Raw genomic sequence first — 23,300 nt, 5'->3', positions numbered from 1 at the left:
TGCCGCGCGCGGCGCCGAGGGCTAATCTGCGGCCGCCCGCGCCGGTAGGGTGAGCGGGTGATCGTCGCTGTCGGCATCGACGTCGTCCTCGTCGAGCGGTTCGCCAAGGCCCTGGCACGGACACCGCTGCTCGCCGACCGGCTCTTCACGGAGGCCGAGCGGTGCACCCGCTCCGGCAACCCGCGCTCGCCCGAGTCGCTGGCCGCCCGCTTCGCGGCCAAGGAGGCGGTCGCCAAGGCGCTCGGCGCCCCGGCCGGCCTGAGCTGGCACGACTGCGAGGTCGTGCCGGACCCGGACGGCCGGCCCTGGCTGACCGTCTCCGGCACGGTCGCGGCGGCGGCCACCGAGCGCGGGGTCAACCGCTGGCATCTCTCGTTGTCGCACGACGGCGGGATCGCCTCGGCGATGGTGGTCGCGGAGCGGTGATCGGGGGCGTGCCGGGTCGCGGCGCGCCGGGAGTCGGACGGGACGGGGTGGCATGAGATCGGTCTGGCGGGTCGCGGACGTACGCGCTGCGGAGGCGGGCCTGATGGCCACGCTGCCGCCCGGGACGCTGATGAAGCGCGCGGCGGCCGGGCTGGCCCGCCGCTGCGCGCTGCTGCTGGCCGACCGGGGCGGCGTCTACGCCGCGCGGGTGCTGCTGCTGGTCGGCTCGGGCGACAACGGCGGCGACACGCTCCTCGCGGGCGCGCACCTGGCCCGGCGGGGTGCCGCCGTGTCGGCGCTGCTGCTGGCCCCCGGCCGGGCGCACGCGGAGGGGCTGGCCGCGCTGCGGGCCGCGGGCGGGCGGGTCGTCGACCGGCCGCCGGGGACCGTCGACCTGGTGCTGGACGGCATCGTGGGGATCGGCGGGCGCGGCGGGCTGCGGGACACCGCCGACCAGCTCGCCGCCAGCCTCGTGCGGCACCGGGGGCGCGACGGCGCACCGGCCGCCGTGGTCGCCGTGGACGTGCCCAGCGGGGTCGCGGTCGACACCGGGGGAGTGCCGTTGACCGCGTCGGGCCGCCCCAGCGCGGTGCGGGCCGACGTGACGGTGGCGTTCGGCGCGCTGAAGCCCGCCCTGGTGGTGGGCCCGGCCGCCGCGCTCGCCGGTGAGGTGGAGCTGGTCGACATCGGGCTGGAGCCGTGGCTGCGGGGCAGCCCGGCGTTGGGCGTGACCGAGTGGTCGGACGTCGTCGACTGGTGGCCCCGGCTCGGCCCGGCCTCGGAGAAGTACAGCCGGGGCGTGGTGGGCGTCGCGACCGGCTCAGCGACCTACCCTGGCGCGGCCGTGCTCTCCGTCGCGGGGGCGCTGGCCGGCCCGACCGGCCTGGTCCGCTACGCCGGCTCGGCCCGGGCCGACGTGCTGCGCCGGCACCCGTCGGTGATCGCGACCGGCCGGGTCGCCGACGCCGGGCGGGTGCAGGCGTGGGTCTGCGGTTCCGGCCTCGGCACCGGCGAGGAGGCCGCCGGGGAACTGCGGGCGGTGCTCGCCGCCCCGGTGCCTGTGGTGCTCGACGCCGACGCGTTGACGCTGCTGGTCGACGGCTCGCTCGCCGGCCGGCTGCGCACGCGGGACGCCCCGATCGTGGTCACCCCGCACGACCGCGAGTTCACCCGGCTCTGCGGGGAGGAACCGGGCGCCGACCGGGTGGCCGCCACCCTGCGGCTGGCCGCCTGGATGAACGCGGTGGTGCTGCTCAAGGGCGACCGCACGGTGATCGGCACGCCGGACGGCCGGGCGTACGTCAACCCGACCGGCACCCCGGCGCTGGCCACCGGCGGCACCGGCGACGTGCTGGCCGGGCTGCTCGGCTCGCTGCTCGCCGCCGGGCTGCCCCCGGAGCGGGCGGCGGCCGCCGCCGCGTACCTGCACGGGCTGGCCGGCCGGGAGGCGGCCCGGGGCGGGCCGGTGACGGCGCCCGACGTGGCCGACGCCCTCCGCCCGGTCCTCGCCCGCCTCGGCTGAACCGGCGGCACCGGCCACGCTGGCGGTGGCTCCTGTGCCGGCGGCACCGGCTGCGCCGGCCTCGGCCGAGGGGATCGGCGTGGAAAGTAGGCTGGGGGCATGTGGCAGGCCGAGGTACGCGTGGACCTGGACGCGATCCGCGAGAACGTGAGCCGGCTGAGGTCCGGCACCGCCGCCGAGCTGATGGCGGTGGTGAAGGGCGACGGCTACGGCCACGGCATGATCCCGGCCGCCCGCGCCGCCCTCGACGCCGGAGCCGACTGGCTGGGGGTCTGCACGCTCGACGAGGCGCTCACGCTGCGCCGGGCCGGGATCACCGTGCCGGTGCTGGCCTGGCTCCTCGCGCCCGGGCTGCCGCTGCACGAGGGCGTCGCCGCCGGGGTCGACCTCGGCGTCGCCAGCCTGCCCCAGCTCGACGAGATGGTCGCGGCGGGCCGCGCCGCCGGTCGGCCGGCCCGGCTGCACCTCAAGATCGACACCGGGCTGGCCCGGGGTGGCGCGACCGTCGCCGACTGGCCGGCCCTGCTCGACGCCGCCGCCAAGGCGCAGGCCGACGGCCTGGTCGAGGTGGTCGGGGTGTGGAGCCACTTCGTGTACGCGGACTCGCCCGGCCACCCGACCATCGACCGTCAGATCGCCGTCTTCCACGAGGGGCTGGGCATGGCCGAGCAGGCCGGCCTGCGGCCGCGCTACCGGCACCTGGCCAACTCGGCGGCCACCCTGACCCGGCCGGACACCCACTTCGACCTGGTCCGGCCGGGGCTGGCCGTCTACGGCCTCTCCCCGGTGGCCGGCGAGCGCTACGGGCTGCGCCCGGCGATGACCGCCCGCGCCCGGGTGATGCTCGCCAAGCGCGTCCCCGCCGGCTCCGGCGTCTCGTACGGGCACACCTACACCACCGAGCGGGCGGCGAACCTCGCGGTGGTGCCGCTCGGCTACGCCGACGGGGTGCCCCGGCACGCCTCCAACAGCGGCCCGGTGCAGCTCGGCGGCAAGCGCCGGACGATCTCGGGCCGGGTCTGCATGGACCAGTTCGTGCTCGACTGCGGCGACGACCCGGTGGCCGCCGGCGACGAGGTCACCCTCTTCGGCAGCGGGGCCGACGGCGGGCCCACCGCCGACGACTGGGCCGAGGCGGTCGGCACCATCAACTACGAGATCGTCACGCGGTTCGGCAGCACCCGGGTGCCCCGCGTCTACGACGGCGAGCGCCCGTGACGACCCGTTCCCGCATCCCGCTGCCGCGTACCGGACACGCCAAGGCGGCAATCGGCGCGTTGGCCGCCGTCGGGGTCGCCGCCGCCGGGCTCGCGGCCGGCGTCGCCACCGAACGCGCCCTGGTCCGCAAGCTCAAGGCCGACCCCACCGACCGGTACGCCGGAGAGGTCTTCGGCGAGCAGCGGTACGACGACTCCTTCCGGCTGAAGATGCCCGACGGCACCGACATCCACGTCGAGGTGGTGGAGCCGACCCGGCCCGTGCCCGGCAACCCGACCGTGGTGCTGGTGCACGGCTTCTGCCTCGACATGGGCACCTTCCACTTCCAGCGCAAGCTGCTCGCCGAGCGGGGCGAGCACCGGATCGTCGCCTACGACCAGCCAGGGCACGGCCGGTCGGGGCGGCTGGAGACCGGCGAGTACGACCTGACCGCCCTCGGCCGGACGCTGCGCGAGGTGATCGACCGGACCGCCCCGGAGGGGCCGCTGGTGCTGGTCGGCCACTCGATGGGCGGAATGACCATCATGGCGTTCGCCGAACTGTTTCCGGAGCTGTTCGGCGACCGGGTCGTGGGCACCGTGCTGATGGCCACCTCGGGCGGCCTGATCGCCGAGACCAAGCTGGTCGCGCCCGCCCTGCTCGGCCGGGTCGGCGCGCCGGTGCTGCACATGGTCGGCAACGTCACCCGCTACGGCGGCCCGGTGATCGACCGGGCGCGCAGATCCACCACCAACGTGGCCTGGCTGCTCACCCGCAAGTACGGCTTCGGCACCCGCCAGCCCAGCCCGGCCCTGGTGTCGTACGTCGAGACGATGAACTCCCGCACCTCCGCCGACACGGTGACGCGCTACCTGCGGACGCTGGCCACGCACTCCCGGTTCCCGGCGCTCGCCGCGCTGGCGGACACCCCCGTGCTGGTGGTCGTCGGCGACAAGGACATGATCACCCCCGTGACGCACTCCGAGGAGATCGTCCGGCGACTGCCGCACGCCGAGTTCGTCAAGATCTCCGACAGCGGGCACGTGGTGATGCTGGAGCACGCCGACGAGGTCAACGCGGCGCTGCTGCGGTTCCTGGAGGCGTTGTGAGCCACGTCGTGAAGCTGCCGACCGTCGACGACACCCACGAGTTCGGGCGGCGGCTGGCCGGGCTGCTGCGCGCCGGCGACCTGCTGCTGCTGACCGGGCCGCTCGGCGCCGGCAAGACCGCGCTGACCCGGGGCCTCGGGGCCGGGCTCGGGGTGCTCGGGGATGTCACCTCGCCCACCTTCGTGATCGCCCGGGTGCACCGGCCCGACCCGGCCCGGGGCGGCACGGTGGCGCTGGTGCACGCCGACGCGTACCGGCTGGGGGACGCCGCCGACCCGCGCGCCGAGATCGACGACCTCGACCTGGACGCCTCGGTGGACGAGTCGGTGACCGTTGTCGAGTGGGGCGAGGGCCTGGTCGAGCAGCTCGTCGACGCCCACCTGCGGGTACGCGTCGACCGGCGCGACGACGACACCCGGGTGGTCGAGCTGGAGCCGGTCGGCGGCGACTGGGCGCAGCGCCTGACCGCCCTCGGGTGAGCGCTGTCGTACCGGCTGCCTAGAGTGCGCGGGACGGACCCGACAGGCGAAAGGTTGCCGATGCCCGACGACGCCCCCACCCTGGACCTGCTGGCGCTGCTGCCGGAGGACTGGCGTGCCGTGCTCACCCCGCACCTCGACCCGGCCCGCACCGCCGCGCTGGCCGAGTTCGTCGCGGGCCAGTACGCGACCCGCACCGTCTTCCCGCCGGTCGAGGACCTCTTCTCGGCCTACCGGCTCTGCGCGCCGGCCGACTGCCGGGTGCTGATCCTCGGGCAGGACCCCTACCACAAGGCGGGCCAGGCGCACGGGCTCAGCTTCAGCGTCCGGGAGGGCGTGAGCGTGCCCCCGTCGCTGCGCAACGTCTTCAAGGAGCTGGGCGAGGACCTCGGCGTGCCGAAGCCGCGCAGCGGCAACCTGAGCGGCTGGGCGGCGCAGGGCGTGCTGCTGCTCAACGCCGTGCTCACCGTCCGCGAGGCCACGCCGGGCTCGCACGCCAACCGCGGCTGGGAGGAGTTCACCGACGCCACCATCCGGGCGCTCGACGCGCTGGACTCCCGCGTGGTCTTCCTGCTCTGGGGCGGCTACGCGCGCAAGAAGGCGGCGCTGGTCACCAACCCGCGGCACGTGGTGCTGGAGGCCGGGCACCCCAGCCCGATGAACCCGCGCGGCTTCCTGGGCAGCCGCCCGTTCAGCGCGGCCAACAAGGCGCTCGCCGACGCCGGCCTGCCCACGGTCGACTGGGAGCGCTCCGCCGGCTGACAGCTGCGCACTTTCGCGGTCACCGGGCGGTGACCGTCCGTTGTAGCCTGTGCTGCGAGCGGTCGGTCGGCGCGTACGCCGTGGCGGTGCCGACCTCGCCGAGCAGCGACGCGAGCCGGGAGGCGGCGATGGCGGCGACGGTCAGCGAACAGCGGTGGCGGGTGGCGCGGACGGCGCTGGCGGAGCAGACCGACCGCTTCCTCGACCTGGTCCGCGCCACCCCACCCGGGGCCATGGCCACCGCCCACTGGTCGGTGGCCGACACGCTGGCCCACGTGGGCTCCCTGGCGTGGTACTACGCGTGCCTCGTGGACCCGGACCATCCGCCCCTGCCGGTGCCGGGTCTGCACCGGCAGCTCCCGGACGTCACCGTCGACACGGTGGCGGACTTCAACGACGTGCTGCTGCGGCACCTCACCGAGCGCGAGCCGCAGGCCCTGGCCGACCGGTTGCGGGCCGACGTCGGGCGGCTCCTGGCCGTCTGCGAGGGGCAGCGCCCCGACGAGACGGTGCCCTGGCTCGGCGGGGCCCGGGTGCCCCTCGCCGGCCTCTGCGCGCACCTGGTCAACGAGCTGCTCATCCACGGTCACGACGTCGCCCGCGTCGCCGGGCGGCCGTGGTCGCTCCCCGGCCGGGACGCCGCGCTGTTCATGGAGCTGTTCGTGGCCGGCGTGGTCCGGCACGGCTACGGGCGGCTCATCGACGGCGGCGCGCCGCCGAGCGAACGCCCCGTCGTGGTCGAGTTCCGCTCGGCGTACGCGGCCCCGGTCCGGCTCCTGCTGCACCGGGGGCGGATGACGTTCGCCGATCCCGGAGCACGGGCCGACGCCCGGATCCACCACGATCCCGGCACGCTCAACCTGATGATGTTCGGTCGGGTCAGCCGCCCCCGGGCGTTGCTCACCGGCAAGGTGCGCGTCAGCGGGCGGCGCCCCTGGCTGCTGCCGGCCTTCCTGCGCAAGTTCCGCACCCCGAGTTGACCCCGCCCGCCCGTCCCGCCCGCCGGCCTTCCTGCGCAAGTTCCGCACCCCGAGTTGACCCCGCCCGCCCGTCCCGCCCGCCGGCCCTGCCGTCAACCGCTCGCCGGCCCGCCCGCGCCACCGGCCTCGCCGCTCGTCCCACCTGGCCGGGGCGTGACCGGGGGTGACCACGGGGGCGACTAGGCTGGCTCACCGTGCTCGTACTGGTGGTGGACAGCTCGACCCCCGCGGTGACCGCGGCGCTGGTGGAGGTCGCGGCGGACGGTGTCGCGACCCGCGCGTACCGCTGCACGGTCGACGCCCGCGCCCACGGTGAACTGCTCGCGCCGCAGGTCGACGCCGTGCTCACCGAGGCGGGTGCCCGCCCGGCCGACCTGGGCGCGATCGTCGCCGGCCTCGGCCCCGGCCCGTTCACCGGGCTGCGGGTGGGGCTGGTCACCGCCGCCACCATCGGCCAGGTGCTGGGCGTCCCGACGTACGGTGTCTGCTCGCTGGACGCCATCGGTCACCCGGCGGCCGCCGGCGAGCCGGTGCTGGCGGCGAGCGACGCGCGCCGCCGGGAGATCTACTGGGCGGTCTACGACGGCGCGGGCCAGCGGATCGTCGGCCCGGAGGTGTCCGTGCCGGCGGTCGCCGCCGAGCGCGCCCGCGGCCTGGCCGTCACGGCCGCGGTCGGCGACGGCGCGCACCGGTACGCGGACGCGCTCGGCCTGCCCGTGCGGGACGAGCCCCGCTACCCGGACGCGGCCGTGCTGGCGACCCTGGCCGCCGAGCGCATCCGGGCCGGCGCCCCCTCGGAGGCGCTCACCCCGCTCTACCTGCGCCGCCCGGACGCCGTGGCGGCGACGGCCCGCAAGCCGGTGCTGCCGTGACGGTTCGGCTGGAGCGGTTCCGGTGGTGGCACGTCGACGAGGTGCTGCCGATCGAGGCGGACCTGTTCGGCGCCGAGCAGTGGTCGGCGGCGATGTTCTGGAACGAGCTGGCCAACGGGCACTTCTACCTGGTCGCCACCGGCGACGACGGCGACCTGCTCGGCTACGCCGGGCTCGCCGTGGCTCCGCCCGACGAGGCGTGGGTGCAGAACGTCGCGGTGCGCCGGGACGCCCAGCGGCGCGGCGTCGGGCGGATCCTGTTGGAGGCGCTGCTCGCCGAGGCCGCCCGGCTCGGCCTCCGCAGCGTCCTGCTGGAGGTCGCGGCGGACAACGCCCCCGCCCAGAAGCTCTACGCGACGTACGGCTTCGAGCCGATCGGCGTGCGGCGCGGCTACTACCAACCGAGCAACACCGACGCGCTGGTCATGCAGCGCACGCAGGATGTGAGCGATGACTGACGAACCCCTGATCCTCGGCATCGAGACCTCCTGCGACGAGACCGGGGTCGGCATCGTGCGCGGGCACACCCTGCTGGCCGACGCGCTCGCCTCCAGCGTCGAGCAGCACGCCCGCTTCGGCGGCGTGGTGCCCGAGGTGGCCAGCCGGGCCCACCTGGAGGCCATCGTGCCGACAATGGACCGGGCGTTGAAGGAGGCGGGGGTGACCCTCGCCGACATCGACGCGATCGCGGTCACCTCCGGGCCGGGGCTGGCCGGCGCGCTGCTGGTGGGGGTGGCCGCCGCGAAGGGCTACGCGCTCGCCGCCGAGAAGCCGGTCTACGGCGTCAACCACCTGGCCGCGCACGTCGCCGTGGACACCCTGGAACACGGCCCGCTGCCCGAGCCGGCGATCGCCCTGCTGGTCTCCGGCGGGCACTCCTCCCTGCTGCTCGTCGACGACCTGGCCCGGGGCGTCACCCCGCTCGGCGCCACCATCGACGACGCGGCCGGCGAGGCGTTCGACAAGGTGGCCCGGCTGCTCGGGCTGCCGTTCCCCGGCGGCCCGTACATCGACCGGGAGGCCCGGGCCGGCGACCCGGCCGCCATCGGCTTCCCGCGCGGCCTGACCGCCCCCAAGGACCTCGCCGCCCACCGTTACGACTTCTCCTTCTCGGGGCTCAAGACGGCGGTGGCCCGGTGGGTCGAGGCGCGGCAGCGTGCCGGCGAGCCGGTGCCCGTCGCCGACGTGGCCGCGTCCTTCCAGGAGGCGGTCTGCGACGTGCTGGTACGCAAGGCGCTGGACGCCTGCCGGACCACCGGCGTCGAGACGCTGGTGATCGGCGGGGGCGTGGCGGCCAACTCCCGGCTGCGGGTGATGGCCGAGGACCGCGCCGCCGCGTACGGCATCCGGGTCCGGGTGCCCCGCCCCGGGCTCTGCACGGACAACGGCGCGATGGTCGCCGCCCTCGGCTCGCACCTGGTCGCCTCGGGTGTCGCGCCGAGCCGGCTGGACCTGCCCGCCGACTCCGCCATGCCGCTGACGACAGTCAGCGTCTGAACCCGAGGATGGCTGACGTGATCGTGCGGATGTGGGAGGCGCGGGCGGAGCCGTACGGCGCCGCGGACCTGATCACCTGGGTGTGTGACACCGCCCTGCCGGAGTTCGAGCACGACCCGATGCACCTGTCCAGCGAGGTGTTCTCCTCCACCGACCACCGGGTGGTGGTCATCTCCAAGTGGCGCAGCAACCCGCGTCCGCTGCCGGAGCCGCCGGCGACGCTGCTGGCCCGCCCGCCGCACTCCTGGGACTTCACGCAGGTCGACCGCTGAGGCCGGGCCGGCCGGGCGACGGCGGAGGACACGTGAGCCGCGGCACGCCGAGGCGGTAATTGGTTGGCGGGGTGACCGGCCCGCCACCTAGCGTCGGTGGGCCATGCGTTTCTCACCGGCCGGTGACCCCGGCGTACCCGACATCCGCTCGGCGACCCGCTACCTCGTGTGGCTGGCCGGGCGGCACAAGGCGCTGCTCACCGTCGGCATCCTGCTGGGCGTCGTCTGGATGGTCGCCCAGGCGCTGGTGCCGGCGGCCGTCGGCCGGGCCGTCGACGGGCTCACCCGCCGCGACGAGGAGGCGCTGCTCACCTGGGGGCTGGTGCTGCTCGGGCTGGGCGTGTTCCAGGCCGCCGCGGGGATCCTGCGGCACTACTGCGCGGTGCACAACTTCCTCGCCGGGGCGTACCGGACGGTGCAGTTGACCGTGGGCGCGGCGAACCGGCTCGGCGCCGCGCTGCCCCGCCGGGTCTCCGCCGGCGAGGTGGTGAGCATCGGTACGGCCGACATCAGCCAGATCGGTGCGGCGATCGACATCACCGCCCGGGGCACCGGCGCGATCGTCGCCATCGCGACCGTCGGGGTGATCCTGCTCGGCGCCTCCGTGCCGCTCGGGCTGGTCGTGGTGCTCGGCGTGCCGCTGCTGATGGCGGTCGTCGGGCTGCTCATCCGGCCGCTGCACCGGCAGCAGCAGGCGTACCGGGACTCGGAGGGGGCGCTGACCGCCCGGGCCGGCGACATCGTCTCCGGGCTGCGGGTGCTGCGCGGCGTCGGCGGCGAGCCGATGCTCTCCGCCCGCTACCGGTCGCGGTCGCAGGCGCTGCGCGCCGACGGCCTGCGGGTGGCCCGCATCGAGTCGCTGCTGGAGGCGGCCCAGGTGCTGCTCCCGGGGGCGTTCCTGGTGCTGGTCACCTGGCTGGGCGCCCGGTTCGCGCTGCGCGGCGAGATCAGCGCCGGTGAGCTGGTGGCGTTCTACGGCTACACGGCGTTCCTGGTCAGCCCGCTGCGGCAGCTCACCGAGGCGGTGGACAAGCTGACCCGGGGGCACGTCGCCGCCCGGCGGGTGGTGCGGCTGCTGCGACTCACCCCGGAACTGCTCGACCCGGCCCGCCCGGCCGCCCTGCCGGACGGCCCCGGCGAGCTGGTCGACGTGGCCTCCGGCGTGACGATACGGCCGGGCCGGTTCACCGCGCTCGCCGCCACCGCCCCCGAGGACGCGGCGGCGGTCGTGGACCGCCTCGGCCGGTACGTCGACTCGGACGCCACGCTGCACGGCGTACCGCTGCGGGAGGTGGCGCTGGCGACGGTGCGGGAGCGGATCCTGGTGGCCGACAACGACGCGCACCTGTTCACCGGCCCGCTCCGCGCGGAGCTGGACCCGCACGACCGGGTCGACGACGCGACGGTCGCGGCGGCGCTGACGGCGGCGAGCGCGACCGACATCGTCGAGGCCCTGCCGGCGGGGCTGGACAGCGCGGTCGCCGAGCGCGGCCGGGAGTTCTCCGGCGGCCAGCAGCAGCGGCTGCGGCTGGCCCGGGCACTGGTCGCCGACCCGGAGATCCTGCTGCTTGTGGAGCCGACCAGCGCCGTGGACGCGCACACCGAGGCCCGCATCGCGGACCGGCTCGGCGCCGCCCGGGCGGGCCGGACCACCCTGGTCTGCACCACCAGCCCGCTCGTGCTGCACCGCGCCGACCACGTGATCTTCGTGGAGGACGGCAAGGTGGTGGCCGAGGGGACGCACACCGCACTGCTCGACGGCGAGCCGCGCTACCGGGCGACGGTCAGCCGAGGGGAGGACTGATGGCCACCGCACTGCCGGTCGCCGACGGGCGCCAGGTGCGCCGCTACGCCCGCACGCTGGCCCGCCGGCATCCGAGGGCGCTCGGGGCCGCGCTCGGCCTGCACGCGCTGGCCGCCGCGGCCGGCCTGGTCGCGCCGTGGCTGCTCGGCGACCTGGTGGAGGGGATCTCCCGGGGCACGTCCGGCGTCACCGTGGACCGCATCGCCCTGCTGATCGCCGGGTTCGTGCTGGTGCAGTCGGTGCTGGTCCGCTTCGCCCACCTGGCGTCGGCCCGGCTCGGCGAGCGGGTGCTGGCCGAGCTGCGCGAGGAGTTCGTCGACCGGATCCTGGCGCTGCCGCTGGCCACCGTGGAGCGGGCCGGCACGGGCGACCTGCTCACCCGGACGTCCCGGGACGTCTCGGCGCTGTCGCGGACGGTCCGGTTCGCGGTGCCGGAGACGCTGATCGCGATCGTCACCGGCTGCTTCATCGTCGGCGCGCTGCTCCTCGTCGATCCGCTGTTCGCGCTGCCCTGCCTGCTCGCGGTGCCGCTGCTGTGGGCCGGCACCCGCTGGTACCTGCGCCGCGCCCCCGCCGGCTACCTGCGGGAGAACGCCGCCTACTCCGACATCACCGACGGCATCAGCGAGACCGTCGAGGGTTCGCGGACCACGGAGGCGCTGCGGCAGCAGGCGCGCCGCCGGGCCCGCACCGACGCCGACATCCGCCGGTCGTACGCGGCCGAGCGTTACACCCTGCGGCTGCGCACGGTGTTCTTCCCGATCGCCGAGATCGGCTACGTGCTGCCGGTGGTGGCCACGTTGATCATCGGCGGCTGGTTTTACCTGAAGGGCTGGGTGAGCCTCGGCGAGGTCACCGCCGCGACGCTCTACGTGCAGGCGTTGATCGACCCGGTCGACCGGCTGCTCTCCTGGCTGGACGAGTTGCAGGTCGGCGGCGCCTCCATGGCGCGCCTGCTCGGGGTGGCCGACGCCGACCCGCCGGCCGGCTCCCCGACCCGGCCCGCCGCGGGTCCTGCGGGCCCGCCCGATCCTCCGCCACTCCGGGAGCGGCGGCTCGCCGCCCGGGACGTCCGGTACGCGTACCGGGAGGGCCGGGACGTGCTGCACGGGGTGACCCTGCTGCCGGAGCCGGGGGAGAAGCTGGCCATGGTGGGCCCCTCGGGCGCCGGCAAGTCCACGCTCGGCCGGCTGCTCGCCGGGGTGCACGCGCCCCGTACCGGCTCGGTCACGGTGGCCGGTCGGCGACTCGACGAGCTGCCCCTGTCCGAGCTGCGTACGCACGTCGCCCTGGTCACCCAGGAGCACCACGTCTTCATCGGCACGCTGCGGGAGAACGTGGCGATGGTGCGACCGGGCGCCGACGAGGCGGCCGTGCGGTCGGCGCTGGCCGCCGTCGACGCGTTGGAGTGGGCCGACGGGCTGCCGGACGGGCTGGACACCGTGGTCGGTGCCGGCGGGCACCCGCTGTCGCCCGCGCAGGCGCAGCAGCTCGCGCTGGCGAGGCTGGTGCTGGCCGACCCGCACACCCTGGTGCTGGACGAGGCCACCTCGCTGATCGACCCCCGCGCCGCCCGGCACCTGGAGCGGTCCCTCGCGGCCGTCCTCCAGGGCCGTACGGTCGTGGCCATCGCGCACCGCCTCTTCTCGGCGCACGACGCCGACCGGGTGGCGGTGGTGGAGGACGGCCGGATCGCCGAGATCGGCTCGCACGACGAACTGGTCGCAGCCGACGGCTCCTACGCGGCCCTCTGGCGCTCCTGGCACGGCACCGGCTCCTGACGCGCCGCGCGGCGCGCCGTGTCCGGGGCCGTCGCCGTCGATGCCGGCGGGCGGTGCCTGTTTCCCTGTTCGAGGGTGCCGCGCCGGACCGCCGTACCACGATGGTGGAGCGGCAGGCGACCGGCGCGTACCCGTCACCGTGCCGTCGGCGGTGACGGGGGTGCGGCGTGGGCGGTCTCGAACTGATCGTGGTGCTGGGCGTCACGGTGCTGGTCGGCACGACCCTCGGCGGACGGTACAGCGTGGCGCCCCCGGTCCTGCTCATCACGATGGGCGCGCTGCTCGCGCTCCTGCCGCCGCTGTCCCACGTGGTGCTGGAGCCCGACGTGGTGCTGCTGCTGTTCCTGCCGGCGATCCTCTACAAGGAGAGCATCACCACCAGCCTGCGCGAGATCCGCAAGAACCTGCTCGCGATCGCGTTGCTCGCGGTGGGGCTGGTGGTGGCGACGATGGTGGCGGTGTCGCTCGTCGTGCAGCGGTTCGGCGTGGACCCGGCCGCCGCCTGGGTGCTCGGCGCGGTGCTCGCGCCGACCGACGCGGCGGCGGTCGCCGGCCTGGCCAAACGGATGCCGCGCCGGATCCTGACCACCCTGCACGCGGAGAGCCTGATCAACGACGGCACCGCGCTGGTGCTCTTCTCCGTCGGGTTGGGCCTGATCGTGGGCGGCACCGAGCCGGGGCTGCTCGGGCTGACCGAGCGGTTCGTCCTCGCGTCGACCGGTGGCGTGGTTGCCGGCCTGCTGGTCGGCTGGGCGGTGATCCTGCTCCGGCGTCGGCTCGACGATCCGCTGCGCGAGGGCGCGCTGAGCGTCCTCACGCCGTTCGTCGCGTTCCTCCTCGCCGAGCTCGTGCACGCCAGTGGCGTCCTGGCGGTGGTGGTCGCGGGTCTCGTGCTGGCGTACGCCGCCCCCCGGGTCATCCGGGCCCGCTCCCGGGTGCTGGCGTACGGCTTCTGGGACCTCGCCACGTTCCTGATCAACGGCGGGCTCTTCGTGCTCCTGGGGATGCAGATCCCGCGCGCCCTGCGCGACGTGACCAGCCTGTCGGCGATGCGGGCGATGGCCATCGCGGTGGTGGTGACAGGCGTGGTCGTGCTGACCCGGATGGTGTGGGTCCACCTGGCGGCGTTCGCCTTCCTGGTCGTCGACCGCCGGGCGGCGGAGCAGGACGAGCGGGTCGACTGGCGGGTGCGGACGGCGGCCGGGTGGGCGGGGTTCCGGGGCGCGGTTTCTCTCGCGGCTGCCCTCGCGGTGCCGGTGACCACGCCCACCGGCACCCGTGTGCACGAGCGTGATCTGATCATCTTCGCCACCGCCGTGGTCATCCTGCTGACGATGCTGATCCAGGGCACCACGCTGCCCGCCGTCGTCGGGTGGGCGGGCCTGGTCGGCGACACCCGGCGGGTCGGCGAGCTGCGGCTGGCCCGGGTGCGGGCCACCGAGGCCGCGCTGGCGGTGCTGCCCGAGGTCGCGGACCGGCTCGGCGCGGCGCCGGACGCGGTCGACCGGATCCGGGCGGACTACGAGCAGCACCTCGACGACATCCGCTCCACCGACGAGGAGATCCGGTCGGCGGAGCAGGCCCGGGACCTCGACCGGCGACTGCGGCTGGCCGTGCTCGAACACAAGCGGCGCGAGATCACCAGGCTGCGGGACACGAACGAGATCGACGACATCGTCCTGCGGGAGCTGCAGGCCGTCCTCGACATCGAGGAGATCCGCCTGCTGGGCCCGGAGGTCAACGAGTAGCCGTGCCCGGCCGTCGCACCGGGCGTGCGGGCCGGGCGTGCGGGCGTGCCGGGGCGTGCGGGCAGCCGGGGCGTGCGGGCAGCCGGGGCGTGCGGGTGTGCGGGCCTGCCGGGTGCGCGGGTCGCGCGGGCCTGCGGGCCGCACCGGCGTGCCGGCACGCGGCCGACTGCTGCGCGGACCCTGCCGCTGATAACTCATCGTGATGATGCTCGTGAGGGGCCGAAAATGTCACGCACGGTAGTCGAATCTGTCCGGCTTTCAAGCGCAAGCGGCCACGATTCAGCGCTTAGTCCGCTGACCAGCGATTTCTTCTCTCGATCACCGAGCCGGCCGATTGTGCTCACGCGCCCTTTGCTCTGCAGCCGCAGATGCACCAGCCACCGTCCGTAGCTGGTGCGTGGATGGCTGCAGAGCAAAGGGTGCGAGGCGAGTGCCCGGTGGCGACGGTGTGACACCCCTGGCGATTACCGAAAGTAACGTCGGTGGCCGGGCTGCGAACAGAAGGACGGCAGCAGCAGGGCCGCGACAGCCAGGCAGCCACACCGCCCAGCCGCCACACCGCCGAGGTGCCAGGCCGCCGAGGTGCCAGGCTGCCACACCGCCAAGCCTCCGCACGCCAGCCGCCAGCCGCCAGGCCGCCAGGGCGCCAGAATCCCCTGCGGTTCGACGGCCTCCCGGCCGTGGCCGCCGGAGGACGCCGTGGTCAGGTGCGGCGCAGGATGCGGTACGTGGCGACGCCTCCCGTGCCGAGCGCGGCGAGGAAGACCAGCCAGACCACCGTGCTGCTGACTCCCATCGGCGGGCCGGAGTTGGCGGAGGCGGCGGCGAGCAGGCCGTCGTCGCCGGGGGCGGGCAGGGCGGCCGGCGGCAGTTCCGGCCAGCGCACCAGCCCAGTGCTCTCCAGCATCTGCATGTGGTGCAGGACGAACCGGTTGGCGTCGTCGGCGAGCTTGCGGATCACCGGGTCGCGGGTGCTGGCGCGGACCGCCCCGATGACCGGGAAGATCTTGCCGTGGGCGACCCGGAGCCGGGTGACGAAGATCTGGTCGAAGCGGGCGCCGGAGGCGTTCTGCATCTCCGTCAGCCAGCCCTTCTGCTCGGCCGTCGGGTCGCTCGGGATGCTCGCCCCGAGCTTGTTGGCCGCCTCGACCGTGAGCCGGTCCAGTTCCTCGTGCTCGGTGGCGATGCCGGCGCCGATCTCGCGTACCTTCGCGCTCTGCCCCTTGTCGGCGGCCAGCTGCCCGGCCGGCATCTCCCAGAGCCCGGCCAGGCGTACCCCGTTGAGCAGGGCGGCGTCGGCCGCGTTGAGCTGTTGACCGCCCGGTGCGGCGACGGCCACGCCGGGCAGCACCCCGAGCCCGGCGGCGATCGTGACGAGCAGCGCCGCCAGGCGACTGCTGCGGTGTCCCTGTCGGCGACGGGCGGATCTGAGCGGTGTCATGTCCGTGGTGTCTCCTCGGTCCGGTCCGAAACGAGTCCGGGCCGGGCGACGCCTCCGCCTTCGCCCGTCCGCGCACTGGTACGGAAGGACCGACCGATCGGTTCACCGGACCGGCCGCCGGCGCCGGCACCTGTCCACCATCCGCCGGCACGGCACGGCACGGCACGGAACCGAACGGCACCGCACGGCACCGCACGGCACGGCACGGCACGGGCGGGGCCGGTCAGCCGACGTCGAGGGGGTCCGCCAGCAGGCGTTCGAAGGCCAGTTCGGCGGCGCCGATCAGCGCCGCGTCGTCCCCGAGCTTCGGTGTGCGCAGCCGGACGTGCTCCAGGCAGGCGGGCAGGGCCATCGAGTTGAGCCGGCTGCGGACCTGGGCCGCCGCCGCGAGGTAGAGGTCCCGCATGCCGCCGCCGAAGATGACCATCTCCGGGTTGAAGATGTTCACCAGGTTGGCCACTCCGAAGCCGAGCCAGTCGCCGGCCTGGCGTACCGCCGTCTGCGCCCGCAGGTCGCCCCGGTCGGCGGCGTCGAAGACGGCCAGCAGCGCGTCGCGGCCCCGCGCGTCGGAGTGGCCGGCCGCGCGCAGCAGCGCGTGCTCGCCGATCTCGGTCTCCCAGCAGCCCCGGGAGCCGCACTCGCAGGGCGCGCCGTCGCGGACGACCACCATGTGGCCGACCTCGCCGCCGTAGCCGCCGTGCCCGGTCAGCCGGCGCCCACCGGCGATGATGCCGGCGCCGACGCCCACGTCCCCGTACAGGTAGATGACGTTGTCGCAGCCGGCCGCCGCGCCCCGGGCGTGCTCGGCGAAGGCCGCCACGTCGGCCACGTTGCCGACCGTGACCGGCACGTCGCAGCCCAGCTCGGCGCCGAGTGCCGCGCCGATCGGCTCGTCCACCCATCCGGTGGTCGGGCCCAGCCGGACCAGCCCGTCGTCGCGGCGGACCATGCCGCAGACCGCGACGCCCGCGCCGACGCAGACGGCGTCCGCCGGCGCGCTCTGCTGCATCTCCTTGACCGCCCCGGCCAGCAGCGGGGCGGCCTCCGCGGCGGTCAGGCCCCGGGGGCGGTCCAGCTCCCGGCGGTCGAGCACCGCGCCGCCGAGACCGATCCGCGCGGCGCGCAGCCGGTCCACCTCGATGCTGTACGCGTACGCGTGCACCCGGTCCGACTCGGGCCGGACGACCAGCGACGGCCGCCCGGCCCGGCCGGTCTCCTTCGGCGTCCCCTCGCTGACCAGCCCGGCGCCGGCCAGGTCGGCGGTCAGCGCGCCGATGGTGCTGCGGTTGAGCCCCAGCGTGGTGGTGAGCTCGGCACGGGTGGTGGCCCCGTGCACGTGCACGTACCGCAGCAACGCGCCCAGGTTCTGCCGGCGGATCTCGTCCTGGCTCGGTCCTGCGCGCATCGCCGTCGTCACTTCCGGTGCCGCGCGGTCAGCGGTTGCCGGTGGCGGTGGAACGCCGGCGGGAGAACGCGTCCACGCTCGCGGCGAGCAGCAGCACCACGCCGGTGACCACGTACTTCACCCCCGAGCTGTATCCCATCAGGCCCATCCCGTTGTCGATGACCGCGACGACCGCGCCACCGAGGACGGCGTCCAGCACCCGGCCCTTGCCGCCGAAGAGGCTGGTGCCTCCGATGACGGCCGCGCCGACCGCGTAGAGCAGTACGTTACTGCCACCCGTGTTGGGGTCCACCGAGTTGGCCCGGCTGGCGGCGACGATGCCGCCGACGGCGGCCATCGAGGAGCAGATCACGAAGACCGAGATGCGGATGCGGTCCACGTTGATGCCCGCCCGGCGGGCCGCCTCCTTGTTGCCGCCCACCGCGTAGACGTGCCGGCCGTAGCTGGTGCGCTGGAGCACGAAGGTCCAGAAGACCAGCAGCACGGCGATGATCGGCACCACGATCGGCACGCCCTTGAGGGAGCTGATCACGATGTTGCGGCTGCGCTCCAGGTTGAGGATGAAGACCGCCGCGCCGAGGATGAGCGCCAACCCGCCGATCCGGGCGAACACCACCGCGATCGGGTCGGTCACCAGGCCCCGGGCGGCCCGCGTACGGTGCCGGAGCAGTTGCACGGCCGCGTAGCCGGCGACCGCCACGGCGGCCAGCACCCAGCCGAGTACGGGGGAGAGGTTGCGGTTGGCGATGGCGACCAGCACGTCGTCGCGGACCGAGATGTTTGTGCCCTCCTCCATGAGCATCAGCACGATGCCCTGGAAGGCGAGGAACCCGGCGAGGGTCACCACGAACGACGGGATGCCGATCTTCGCCACCAGGAAGCCGAGGGTGGTGCCGATCGCCACGCCGGTGACGATGGCGGCGAGCACGGCCACGTACCACGGGTAGCCGAGGACGGTGACGACGTTGGCGAGGATGGCGGCGCAGACCCCGCTGGCGAAGCCGGCGGAGAGGTCGATCTCGCCGAGCAGCAGGACGAAGACCAGCCCCATGGCGATCAGCGTGACCGCGGCGCCCTGGGTGAACAGGTTGGCGAAGTTGCCGGCGGTGAGGAACGACGGCCGCATGATCGAGAAGACCGTGCAGAGCACGACCAGTCCGAGTACGGCGGGCAGCGCACCGATGTCGCCGCCCCGTACCCGGCTGACGTAGTTGCGGACGTGGCTGCCGAGGGTGGGCGGCGGTGTGACGGCCCCCGGGCCGTCCTTCTGCACGACGGTGGTGGTCATCGGACGCCTCCTGCGTTGCTCTCGGTCGGCTCCGCGCCGTGCCCGTTGCCGCCGTTGGCCGGCTCGGCGGCGAGCCCGAGCCCGCCGGAGCGGCCGGCGGTGATCAGCTCGACGACCTGTGAGTGGGTGATGTCGGTGGTCTTCACCTGGGCGACCATCTGGCCGAGGTAGAGCGCGGCGATCCGGTCGGAGACGGCGAAGACGTCGTTCATGTTGTGCGAGATGAGCACCACGGCGAGGCCGTTGTCGGCGAGCCGCCGGACCAGTTCGAGCACCTGGGCGGTCTGCGCGACGCCGAGCGCGGCGGTCGGCTCGTCGAGGATGACGAGCTTGCTGTTCCAGAGCACGGCCTTGGCGATCGCGACGGTCTGGCGCTGGCCGCCGGAGAGGCTGGAGACGTGCTGGCGCAGCGACTTCACGGTCCGCACGCTCAACCCGGCGAGGGTGTCGGCGGCCATCTGCTCCATGGTCGGCTCGTCGAGCACGATGCCGCTGCGCTTCTCCCGGCCGAGGAACATGTTCTGCACGATGTCGAGGTTGTCGCAGAGCGCGAGGTCCTGGTAGACGACCTCGATGCCGAGCGCGGCGGCGTCGCGGGGGCTGTTGATGCTCACCGGCCGGCCGTCGAAGCGGAACTCGCCGGCGTCGGTGGGGTGGATGCCGCTGATGCACTTGACGAGGGTCGACTTGCCGGCGCCGTTGTCGCCGACCAGCGCGGTCACCTCGCCCGCGTGGGCGGTGAAGGCGACGTCGCGCAGGACCTGGACGGGACCGAAGCTCTTGTCGATCCCGCGTAGTTCCAGCAGGGGGGTTGCGGACACGGGGGCTCCTTCAGGTGGAGGGGAGGTCTCGGATCCCGTCCGGCGCGAACCGCCGCCCGGCACAGGTCCGTGCCGGGCGGCGTGCGCGTGGAATCGGGTACGGGTCAGCTGATGCCGGCGTCGGCGCAGAGCTTGGCGTACGCCCCGGCGCAGACCTCGTCCTTGGTGACGAAGCCGTCGGCGATGACGTCCTTGACGTTCTCCTTGAAGATCAGCTTCGGGGTCAGCAGGACCGACGGGACGTCCCGGCCGCCCTCCGGGTCCTTGACCGTCTGGCCGGTCTCCTTCTTCTCACCCTTGGCGACCGCGATGGCCAGGTCCGAGGCGGCCTTCGCCTCCTCCTTGATCGCCTTGTAGACGGTCATGCACTGGTCGCCGGAGAGGATGTTCTGCAGGCCCTGCGGGGTGGCGTCCTGGCCGGTCACCGGGACCTTGCCGTTGAGCTTGTTCTTCTTCAGCACCGAGATGGCCGCGTTGCCGAGGCCGTCGTTGGCGGCGAGCACGCCGTCGATCTTGCCGCCGGTCTGGGTCAGCATCTGCTCGAAGATGGTGGCCGCCTGGGCGTTGTCCCACTCCGGAACGTTCTGGTCCGGGCCCTTGGTGTACTCCTTCGAGTCGAACTTCGGCTTGAGCACCGAGTCGTACCCGTTCTTGAACAGGGTGGCGTTGTTGTCGGTCGGCGAGCCGTTGAGGTACGCCACCACCGGGTTCTTGGCGCCCTTGTCGGTCAGGCACTTGCTCAGGCCCTCGCCCTGGAGCTTGCCGACGACCTCGTTGTCGAAGCTGACGTAGTAGGTGGCCGAGCCGCCCAGCGTGAGCCGGTCGTAGTCGATGGTCGCCACGCCCTGGGACTTCGCCTTGTCGAGCACGGCCTTGCCGGTGCCGGAGTCCAGGTTGACGATCATCAGGGCGGTCACGCCGTTGGTGATCATCTGGTCGGCGATGGTCTGGAACGCCGTCTTGTCGCCCTGGGCGTTCTGGATGTCGTAGTCGACGCCGGCGGCCTTGAACGCCTCCTCCAGGAACTTGCGGTCCGCGCCCTCCCAGCGGGCGGAGGACTTGCTGTCCGGCAGGATCACGCCGATCTTCGGCTTCTTCTCGGTGGAGCCGCCGGCATCGGAACCGGAGTCGTCGCCGCAGGCGGTCAGGCCGCCGGCGGCCAGCAGGCCCACGGCGGCGAAGGTGAGGAAGCCCTTGCGCATCAGCAGGGTCCTTTCGGGGGTGGGGGATGATGTTGGTTTGTTGTGTCCGGCAACGTATTCCGATTCGCGCCGTGGGCACAAGAGCGCCGAGGTGGCGAGTTTGTTGTCGGCAGTAACAATTCAGCAACGTCCCTGACACCCGGCCGTCGTCCACCGGGGAGCGCTCTCCCGCAGACGACGGGAGCGGCGCAGCTCAGCGGGCCGACAGCGGGGCCGTGACCGCCCCGGTGAGGGCGACGAGGTCCTGCGGGGCGAGCTGGAGCTGGAGCCCGCGCCGGCCCGCCGAGACGTAGACGGTGGGATGGTCGAGCGCCGACGAATCGAGCACCGTGGGCAGCCGCCGGCGCTGGCCGAGCGGGCTGATCCCGCCGCGCACGTAGCCGGTGGCCCGTTCGGCGACCGCCCGGTCGGCCATGGCGGCCCGCTTGCCCCCGACCGCCGCGGCGAGCGCCTTGAGGTCCAGCTCGCCGGTGACCGGCACGACCGCCACCGTCAGCGCGCCGTCGACCTCGGCGACCAACGACTTGAAGACCCGCTCCGGCGGCACCCCCAGGGCCGCCGCGACGAGCGCGCCGTAGTGGGGCGCGTCCGGGGAGACGTCGTACGGATGGGTGCTGTGGGTGATCTTCCGCTTCGTCAGCAGCGCGGTCGCCGGAGTGCCCTGTCCCGCCATGACGGTCAAGCTAACCCGACCCCGTACGACCCGCGAGTCGAAAAGGCCGGACGCTGCCGGCACGGGTACGGGCCCGCCGCCCGGCCGCCTCCGCGCGCTACCCGACCGGCCGGCAGACCAGCACCGTCGGCGCCCCGGCGACCCGGGTCAGCACCAGGCTGGCCGCCTGGTCCCCGGTCAGCCGCAGGTCCCGGCGCAGCTTCTCCGGCTCCAACGCGGACCCGCGCTTGAGGATCTCCACCCGGCCGACCCGGCGCTCCCGCAGCAGCGCCCGCAGCCGCTTGAGCGAGAACGGCAGCACGTCGGTGACCTCCAGGCAGCGGGCGAACGGCGTCGGCGTCGGCGCGTCCGCGTAGAGGTAGGCGATGCTCGGGTCGGCCAGCGTCGCGCCCAGCGTCTCGGCCAGCTCCGCGACCAGGTGCGCGCGGACCACCGCCGGGTCGGGGTCGTACAGGAAGCGGCGCGCCGGGCCGACCGCTGCTTCGGCGTCCCCGGAGCCCGTCACCTGACGGCAGGGGACCCTTCCGCTACCGGAAGCGTCGACAGGGGGCCCTTCCTTGCCGCGCAGCAGGGTGGCGCGGCGGGGGACCTGCGCCAGTTCGCCGCACCACAGGGCCGCCTCGACCAGGTCGCCGTCGACGCTCACCCACTCCGCCTCGGCGCCCGCCGGGACCAGCGCGTGGTCGATGCCGGGCGCCACCTTCACGACGGTGTGCGGCACCCGCTCCGCCAGCCCGACGACGAAGTCCCATGGCGGCGAGTAGGCGTTCGGGTCGAAGATCCGCCGCCCGGTGCCCGCCTTCCGGCGCGCCGGGTCGCAGAACACCCCGTCGACCCGGTCCACGTCGAACGCCGTGGCGTCACCGCACTCCACCGTGAACACCTCGGCCAGCCCGGCCGCCTCGGCGTTCGCGGCGGCCATCGCGGCGGTCAGCGGGTCGGCCTCCACGCCGTACACCCGGATGCCGGCGCGGGCGGCGGCGAGCGCGTCCGCGCCGAGGCCGCAGCCGAGGTCGGCGAGGACGCGCACCCCGGCGGCCCGCAGCCGCTCGGCCCGCCGTGCCGCGACGACGCCCCGCGTGGCCTGCTCCAGCCCGGCCCGGGTGAGGAACATCCCGGCCGCCGCCGGCCCGAACTTGCCGACCGCCCGGCGGCGCAGCTCGGCCTGGGTGAGGGCGGCCGACGCCAGGCCGGCCGGCAGCCCCGTTGAGCGGAGCGCGGCCGCCGCGGTCAGCGGATCGCCGCCGGCCACCCGCGCGGCGGCGGCGAGCGCGGCCGACCCCTCGGGCGTACGCAGGGCGGCGAACTGGTCGAGATTCACCCGGTCATTGTGGTCGGCGGACCCGACGCGCCGGCCGGCGGGTTGGCACTCTCCTTGACGGAGTGCTAGCCGAGGAATAACCTGCGATTAGCACTCTCACCCCGAGGGTGCCAGCTTCCGGGCCCCATGGTCCGGGCGCTGAACGCCAGGCGGACCGGCACCCGCGACGACGGCCCCGCCCGGTGGCATGTGGCAGATTGACGCTGGTCGGCATGCCGGCCGGTAACGAAACCAAGTACCCGGGAGGGTATGCCCGTGACTACCGCGACCAAGGTTGCGATCAAGCCGCTCGAGGACCGCATCGTGGTCCAGGCGAACGAGGCCGAGACCACCACCGCCTCCGGCATCGTGATCCCCGACACCGCCAAGGAGAAGCCGCAGGAGGGCACCGTCCTCGCTGTCGGCCCGGGCCGGATCGACGACAAGGGCAACCGCGTGCCGGTCGACGTGAAGGTCGGCGACACCGTCCTCTACTCGAAGTACGGCGGCACCGAGGTTAAGTACGCCGGCGAGGAGTACCTGGTGCTCTCCGCCCGCGACGTCCTCGCGGTCATCGAGAAGTAAGCAACCGATCAGTGTCGTGGCCCCCGGCCGGCGCGCCGGGCCGGGGGGCCGGGGCGTCGAAGGGGCAAAAAATGGGAACATCAAGGACGTAGAGGCCGACGCCCCGCCCCAGCGCCCCCCCCGGGGTCACGCCCCC

At 74.5% G+C, this 23,300-nt stretch carries 22 protein-coding genes; 15 read left to right on the top strand and 7 right to left on the bottom strand.

Translation table 11 applies throughout. From position 1 onward, the window contains the following. Nucleotides 1–57 precede the first annotated feature (57 nt). From ACGFNF_RS07300 to ACGFNF_RS07235, 14 genes are all read left to right on the top strand, one after another. Entirely contained in the window at nucleotides 58–426 is a 369-nt protein-coding gene (locus tag ACGFNF_RS07300) for a holo-ACP synthase (RefSeq protein ID WP_132230942.1), read from the top strand. 52 nt (nucleotides 427–478) lie between these two features. Then, entirely contained in the window at nucleotides 479–1,948 is a 1,470-nt protein-coding gene (locus ACGFNF_RS07295) for an NAD(P)H-hydrate dehydratase (RefSeq protein WP_393166432.1), read from the top strand. Between the two features lie 99 nt (nucleotides 1,949–2,047). Next, complete coding sequence (gene alr / locus ACGFNF_RS07290; protein ID WP_393166430.1) at nucleotides 2,048–3,166, top strand: alanine racemase; 1,119 nt, start codon at nucleotides 2,048–2,050, stop codon at nucleotides 3,164–3,166. Further along, nucleotides 3,163–4,254, top strand: a complete 1,092-nt coding sequence (locus ACGFNF_RS07285; RefSeq protein WP_393166428.1) for an alpha/beta fold hydrolase — start codon at nucleotides 3,163–3,165, stop codon at nucleotides 4,252–4,254. The genes alr and ACGFNF_RS07285 overlap by 4 nt, the downstream gene beginning before the upstream one ends. Beyond that, nucleotides 4,251–4,733 (top strand): tRNA (adenosine(37)-N6)-threonylcarbamoyltransferase complex ATPase subunit type 1 TsaE, encoded by a 483-nt coding sequence (gene tsaE / locus ACGFNF_RS07280; protein WP_151455726.1) that lies wholly within the window; start codon nucleotides 4,251–4,253, stop codon nucleotides 4,731–4,733. Before ACGFNF_RS07285 ends, tsaE begins: the two co-directional genes overlap by 4 nt. A 60-nt stretch (nucleotides 4,734–4,793) precedes the next feature. Beyond that, nucleotides 4,794–5,495, top strand: a complete 702-nt coding sequence (ung, locus tag ACGFNF_RS07275) for a uracil-DNA glycosylase (RefSeq protein WP_393166426.1) — start codon at nucleotides 4,794–4,796, stop codon at nucleotides 5,493–5,495. Nucleotides 5,496–5,524: 29 nt separating this feature from the next. Then, nucleotides 5,525–6,475, top strand: coding sequence for a maleylpyruvate isomerase family mycothiol-dependent enzyme (locus tag ACGFNF_RS07270; protein WP_393166424.1), 951 nt, complete (start codon nucleotides 5,525–5,527; stop codon nucleotides 6,473–6,475). Nucleotides 6,476–6,669: 194 nt separating this feature from the next. Beyond that, nucleotides 6,670–7,347 carry a tRNA (adenosine(37)-N6)-threonylcarbamoyltransferase complex dimerization subunit type 1 TsaB gene (gene tsaB, locus ACGFNF_RS07265; protein WP_393166422.1) on the top strand — a complete coding sequence of 226 codons (678 nt, stop codon included), beginning with the start codon at nucleotides 6,670–6,672 and terminating at the stop codon, nucleotides 7,345–7,347. Next, a complete protein-coding gene (gene rimI, locus ACGFNF_RS07260; RefSeq protein ID WP_393166420.1) occupies nucleotides 7,344–7,805 on the top strand; it encodes a ribosomal protein S18-alanine N-acetyltransferase in 462 nt (153 codons plus the stop codon). The genes tsaB and rimI overlap by 4 nt, the downstream gene beginning before the upstream one ends. After that, the gene (gene tsaD / locus ACGFNF_RS07255; protein ID WP_393166418.1) at nucleotides 7,798–8,844 is read left to right on the top strand and encodes a tRNA (adenosine(37)-N6)-threonylcarbamoyltransferase complex transferase subunit TsaD; all 1,047 of its coding nucleotides are present in this window, start codon (nucleotides 7,798–7,800) and stop codon (nucleotides 8,842–8,844) included. Before rimI ends, tsaD begins: the two co-directional genes overlap by 8 nt. 17 nt (nucleotides 8,845–8,861) lie before the next feature. Then, complete coding sequence (locus ACGFNF_RS07250) at nucleotides 8,862–9,116, top strand: hypothetical protein (protein ID WP_091627865.1); 255 nt, start codon at nucleotides 8,862–8,864, stop codon at nucleotides 9,114–9,116. 103 nt (nucleotides 9,117–9,219) lie between these two features. Next, nucleotides 9,220–10,920, top strand: coding sequence for an ABC transporter ATP-binding protein (locus ACGFNF_RS07245; RefSeq protein WP_393166416.1), 1,701 nt, complete (start codon nucleotides 9,220–9,222; stop codon nucleotides 10,918–10,920). Next, nucleotides 10,920–12,701, top strand: coding sequence for an ABC transporter ATP-binding protein (locus ACGFNF_RS07240; protein WP_393166414.1), 1,782 nt, complete (start codon nucleotides 10,920–10,922; stop codon nucleotides 12,699–12,701). The genes ACGFNF_RS07245 and ACGFNF_RS07240 overlap by 1 nt, the downstream gene beginning before the upstream one ends. A gap of 167 nt (nucleotides 12,702–12,868) precedes the next feature. After that, nucleotides 12,869–14,449: a Na+/H+ antiporter gene (locus tag ACGFNF_RS07235; protein WP_393166412.1), complete on the top strand. Its 1,581-nt coding sequence runs from the start codon at nucleotides 12,869–12,871 to the stop codon at nucleotides 14,447–14,449. Between the two features lie 703 nt (nucleotides 14,450–15,152). On the opposite strand, the gene ACGFNF_RS07230 is transcribed toward ACGFNF_RS07235, so the two are convergent. The 7 genes from ACGFNF_RS07230 to ACGFNF_RS07200 form a co-directional block, all read right to left on the bottom strand. After that, complete coding sequence (locus tag ACGFNF_RS07230; RefSeq protein WP_393166410.1) at nucleotides 15,153–15,890, bottom strand: DUF4142 domain-containing protein; 738 nt, start codon at nucleotides 15,888–15,890, stop codon at nucleotides 15,153–15,155. 223 nt (nucleotides 15,891–16,113) lie between these two features. Then, on the bottom strand, nucleotides 16,114–17,295 hold the full coding sequence (locus ACGFNF_RS07225; protein ID WP_393166407.1) for an ROK family protein: 1,182 nt from the start codon (nucleotides 17,293–17,295) through the stop codon (nucleotides 16,114–16,116). A 28-nt stretch (nucleotides 17,296–17,323) separates the two neighbouring features. Then, the gene (locus ACGFNF_RS07220) at nucleotides 17,324–18,583 is read right to left on the bottom strand and encodes a sugar ABC transporter permease (protein WP_393166405.1); all 1,260 of its coding nucleotides are present in this window, start codon (nucleotides 18,581–18,583) and stop codon (nucleotides 17,324–17,326) included. Next, on the bottom strand, nucleotides 18,580–19,404 hold the full coding sequence (locus ACGFNF_RS07215; RefSeq protein ID WP_393166402.1) for an ATP-binding cassette domain-containing protein: 825 nt from the start codon (nucleotides 19,402–19,404) through the stop codon (nucleotides 18,580–18,582). The genes ACGFNF_RS07220 and ACGFNF_RS07215 overlap by 4 nt, the downstream gene beginning before the upstream one ends. A gap of 104 nt (nucleotides 19,405–19,508) precedes the next feature. After that, nucleotides 19,509–20,606, bottom strand: a complete 1,098-nt coding sequence (locus tag ACGFNF_RS07210; RefSeq protein ID WP_393166400.1) for a sugar ABC transporter substrate-binding protein — start codon at nucleotides 20,604–20,606, stop codon at nucleotides 19,509–19,511. 193 nt (nucleotides 20,607–20,799) lie between these two features. After that, on the bottom strand, nucleotides 20,800–21,279 hold the full coding sequence (gene ybaK, locus ACGFNF_RS07205; RefSeq protein WP_393166398.1) for a Cys-tRNA(Pro) deacylase: 480 nt from the start codon (nucleotides 21,277–21,279) through the stop codon (nucleotides 20,800–20,802). A 97-nt stretch (nucleotides 21,280–21,376) separates the two neighbouring features. Continuing rightward, a complete protein-coding gene (locus ACGFNF_RS07200; protein ID WP_393166396.1) occupies nucleotides 21,377–22,600 on the bottom strand; it encodes a methyltransferase domain-containing protein in 1,224 nt (407 codons plus the stop codon). Nucleotides 22,601–22,849: 249 nt separating this feature from the next. Here ACGFNF_RS07200 and groES point away from each other — a divergent pair, with 249 nt between their 5' ends. Beyond that, nucleotides 22,850–23,164, top strand: a complete 315-nt coding sequence (groES, locus tag ACGFNF_RS07195; protein WP_088998427.1) for a co-chaperone GroES — start codon at nucleotides 22,850–22,852, stop codon at nucleotides 23,162–23,164. The last annotated feature ends 136 nt before the right edge of the window (nucleotides 23,165–23,300 follow it).

The organism is Micromonospora sp. NPDC048868, assembly GCF_043198195.1.
Lineage (GTDB): Bacteria > Actinomycetota > Actinomycetes > Mycobacteriales > Micromonosporaceae > Micromonospora > Micromonospora reichwaldensis.
The sequence above is the reverse complement of the archived record's forward strand: the minus strand, read 5'-3'. Positions and strand labels throughout refer to the sequence as shown.

What these genes read in the sequence shown, in the direction of transcription:
- alr (WP_393166430.1), top strand. Translation starts at nt 2,048, where the DNA reads ATGTGGCAGGCCGAGGTACGCGTGGACCTGGACGCGATCCGCGAGAAC.
- ybaK (WP_393166398.1), bottom strand. Translation starts at nt 21,279, where the DNA reads ATGGCGGGACAGGGCACTCCGGCGACCGCGCTGCTGACGAAGCGGAAG.
- ACGFNF_RS07225 (WP_393166407.1), bottom strand. Translation starts at nt 17,295, where the DNA reads ATGCGCGCAGGACCGAGCCAGGACGAGATCCGCCGGCAGAACCTGGGC.
- ACGFNF_RS07295 (WP_393166432.1), top strand. Translation starts at nt 479, where the DNA reads ATGAGATCGGTCTGGCGGGTCGCGGACGTACGCGCTGCGGAGGCGGGC.
- ACGFNF_RS07210 (WP_393166400.1), bottom strand. Translation starts at nt 20,606, where the DNA reads ATGCGCAAGGGCTTCCTCACCTTCGCCGCCGTGGGCCTGCTGGCCGCC.
- ACGFNF_RS07220 (WP_393166405.1), bottom strand. Translation starts at nt 18,583, where the DNA reads ATGACCACCACCGTCGTGCAGAAGGACGGCCCGGGGGCCGTCACACCG.
- ACGFNF_RS07240 (WP_393166414.1), top strand. Translation starts at nt 10,920, where the DNA reads ATGGCCACCGCACTGCCGGTCGCCGACGGGCGCCAGGTGCGCCGCTAC.
- ung (WP_393166426.1), top strand. Translation starts at nt 4,794, where the DNA reads ATGCCCGACGACGCCCCCACCCTGGACCTGCTGGCGCTGCTGCCGGAG.
- tsaD (WP_393166418.1), top strand. Translation starts at nt 7,798, where the DNA reads ATGACTGACGAACCCCTGATCCTCGGCATCGAGACCTCCTGCGACGAG.
- ACGFNF_RS07230 (WP_393166410.1), bottom strand. Translation starts at nt 15,890, where the DNA reads ATGACACCGCTCAGATCCGCCCGTCGCCGACAGGGACACCGCAGCAGT.
- groES (WP_088998427.1), top strand. Translation starts at nt 22,850, where the DNA reads ATGCCCGTGACTACCGCGACCAAGGTTGCGATCAAGCCGCTCGAGGAC.
- ACGFNF_RS07245 (WP_393166416.1), top strand. Translation starts at nt 9,220, where the DNA reads ATGCGTTTCTCACCGGCCGGTGACCCCGGCGTACCCGACATCCGCTCG.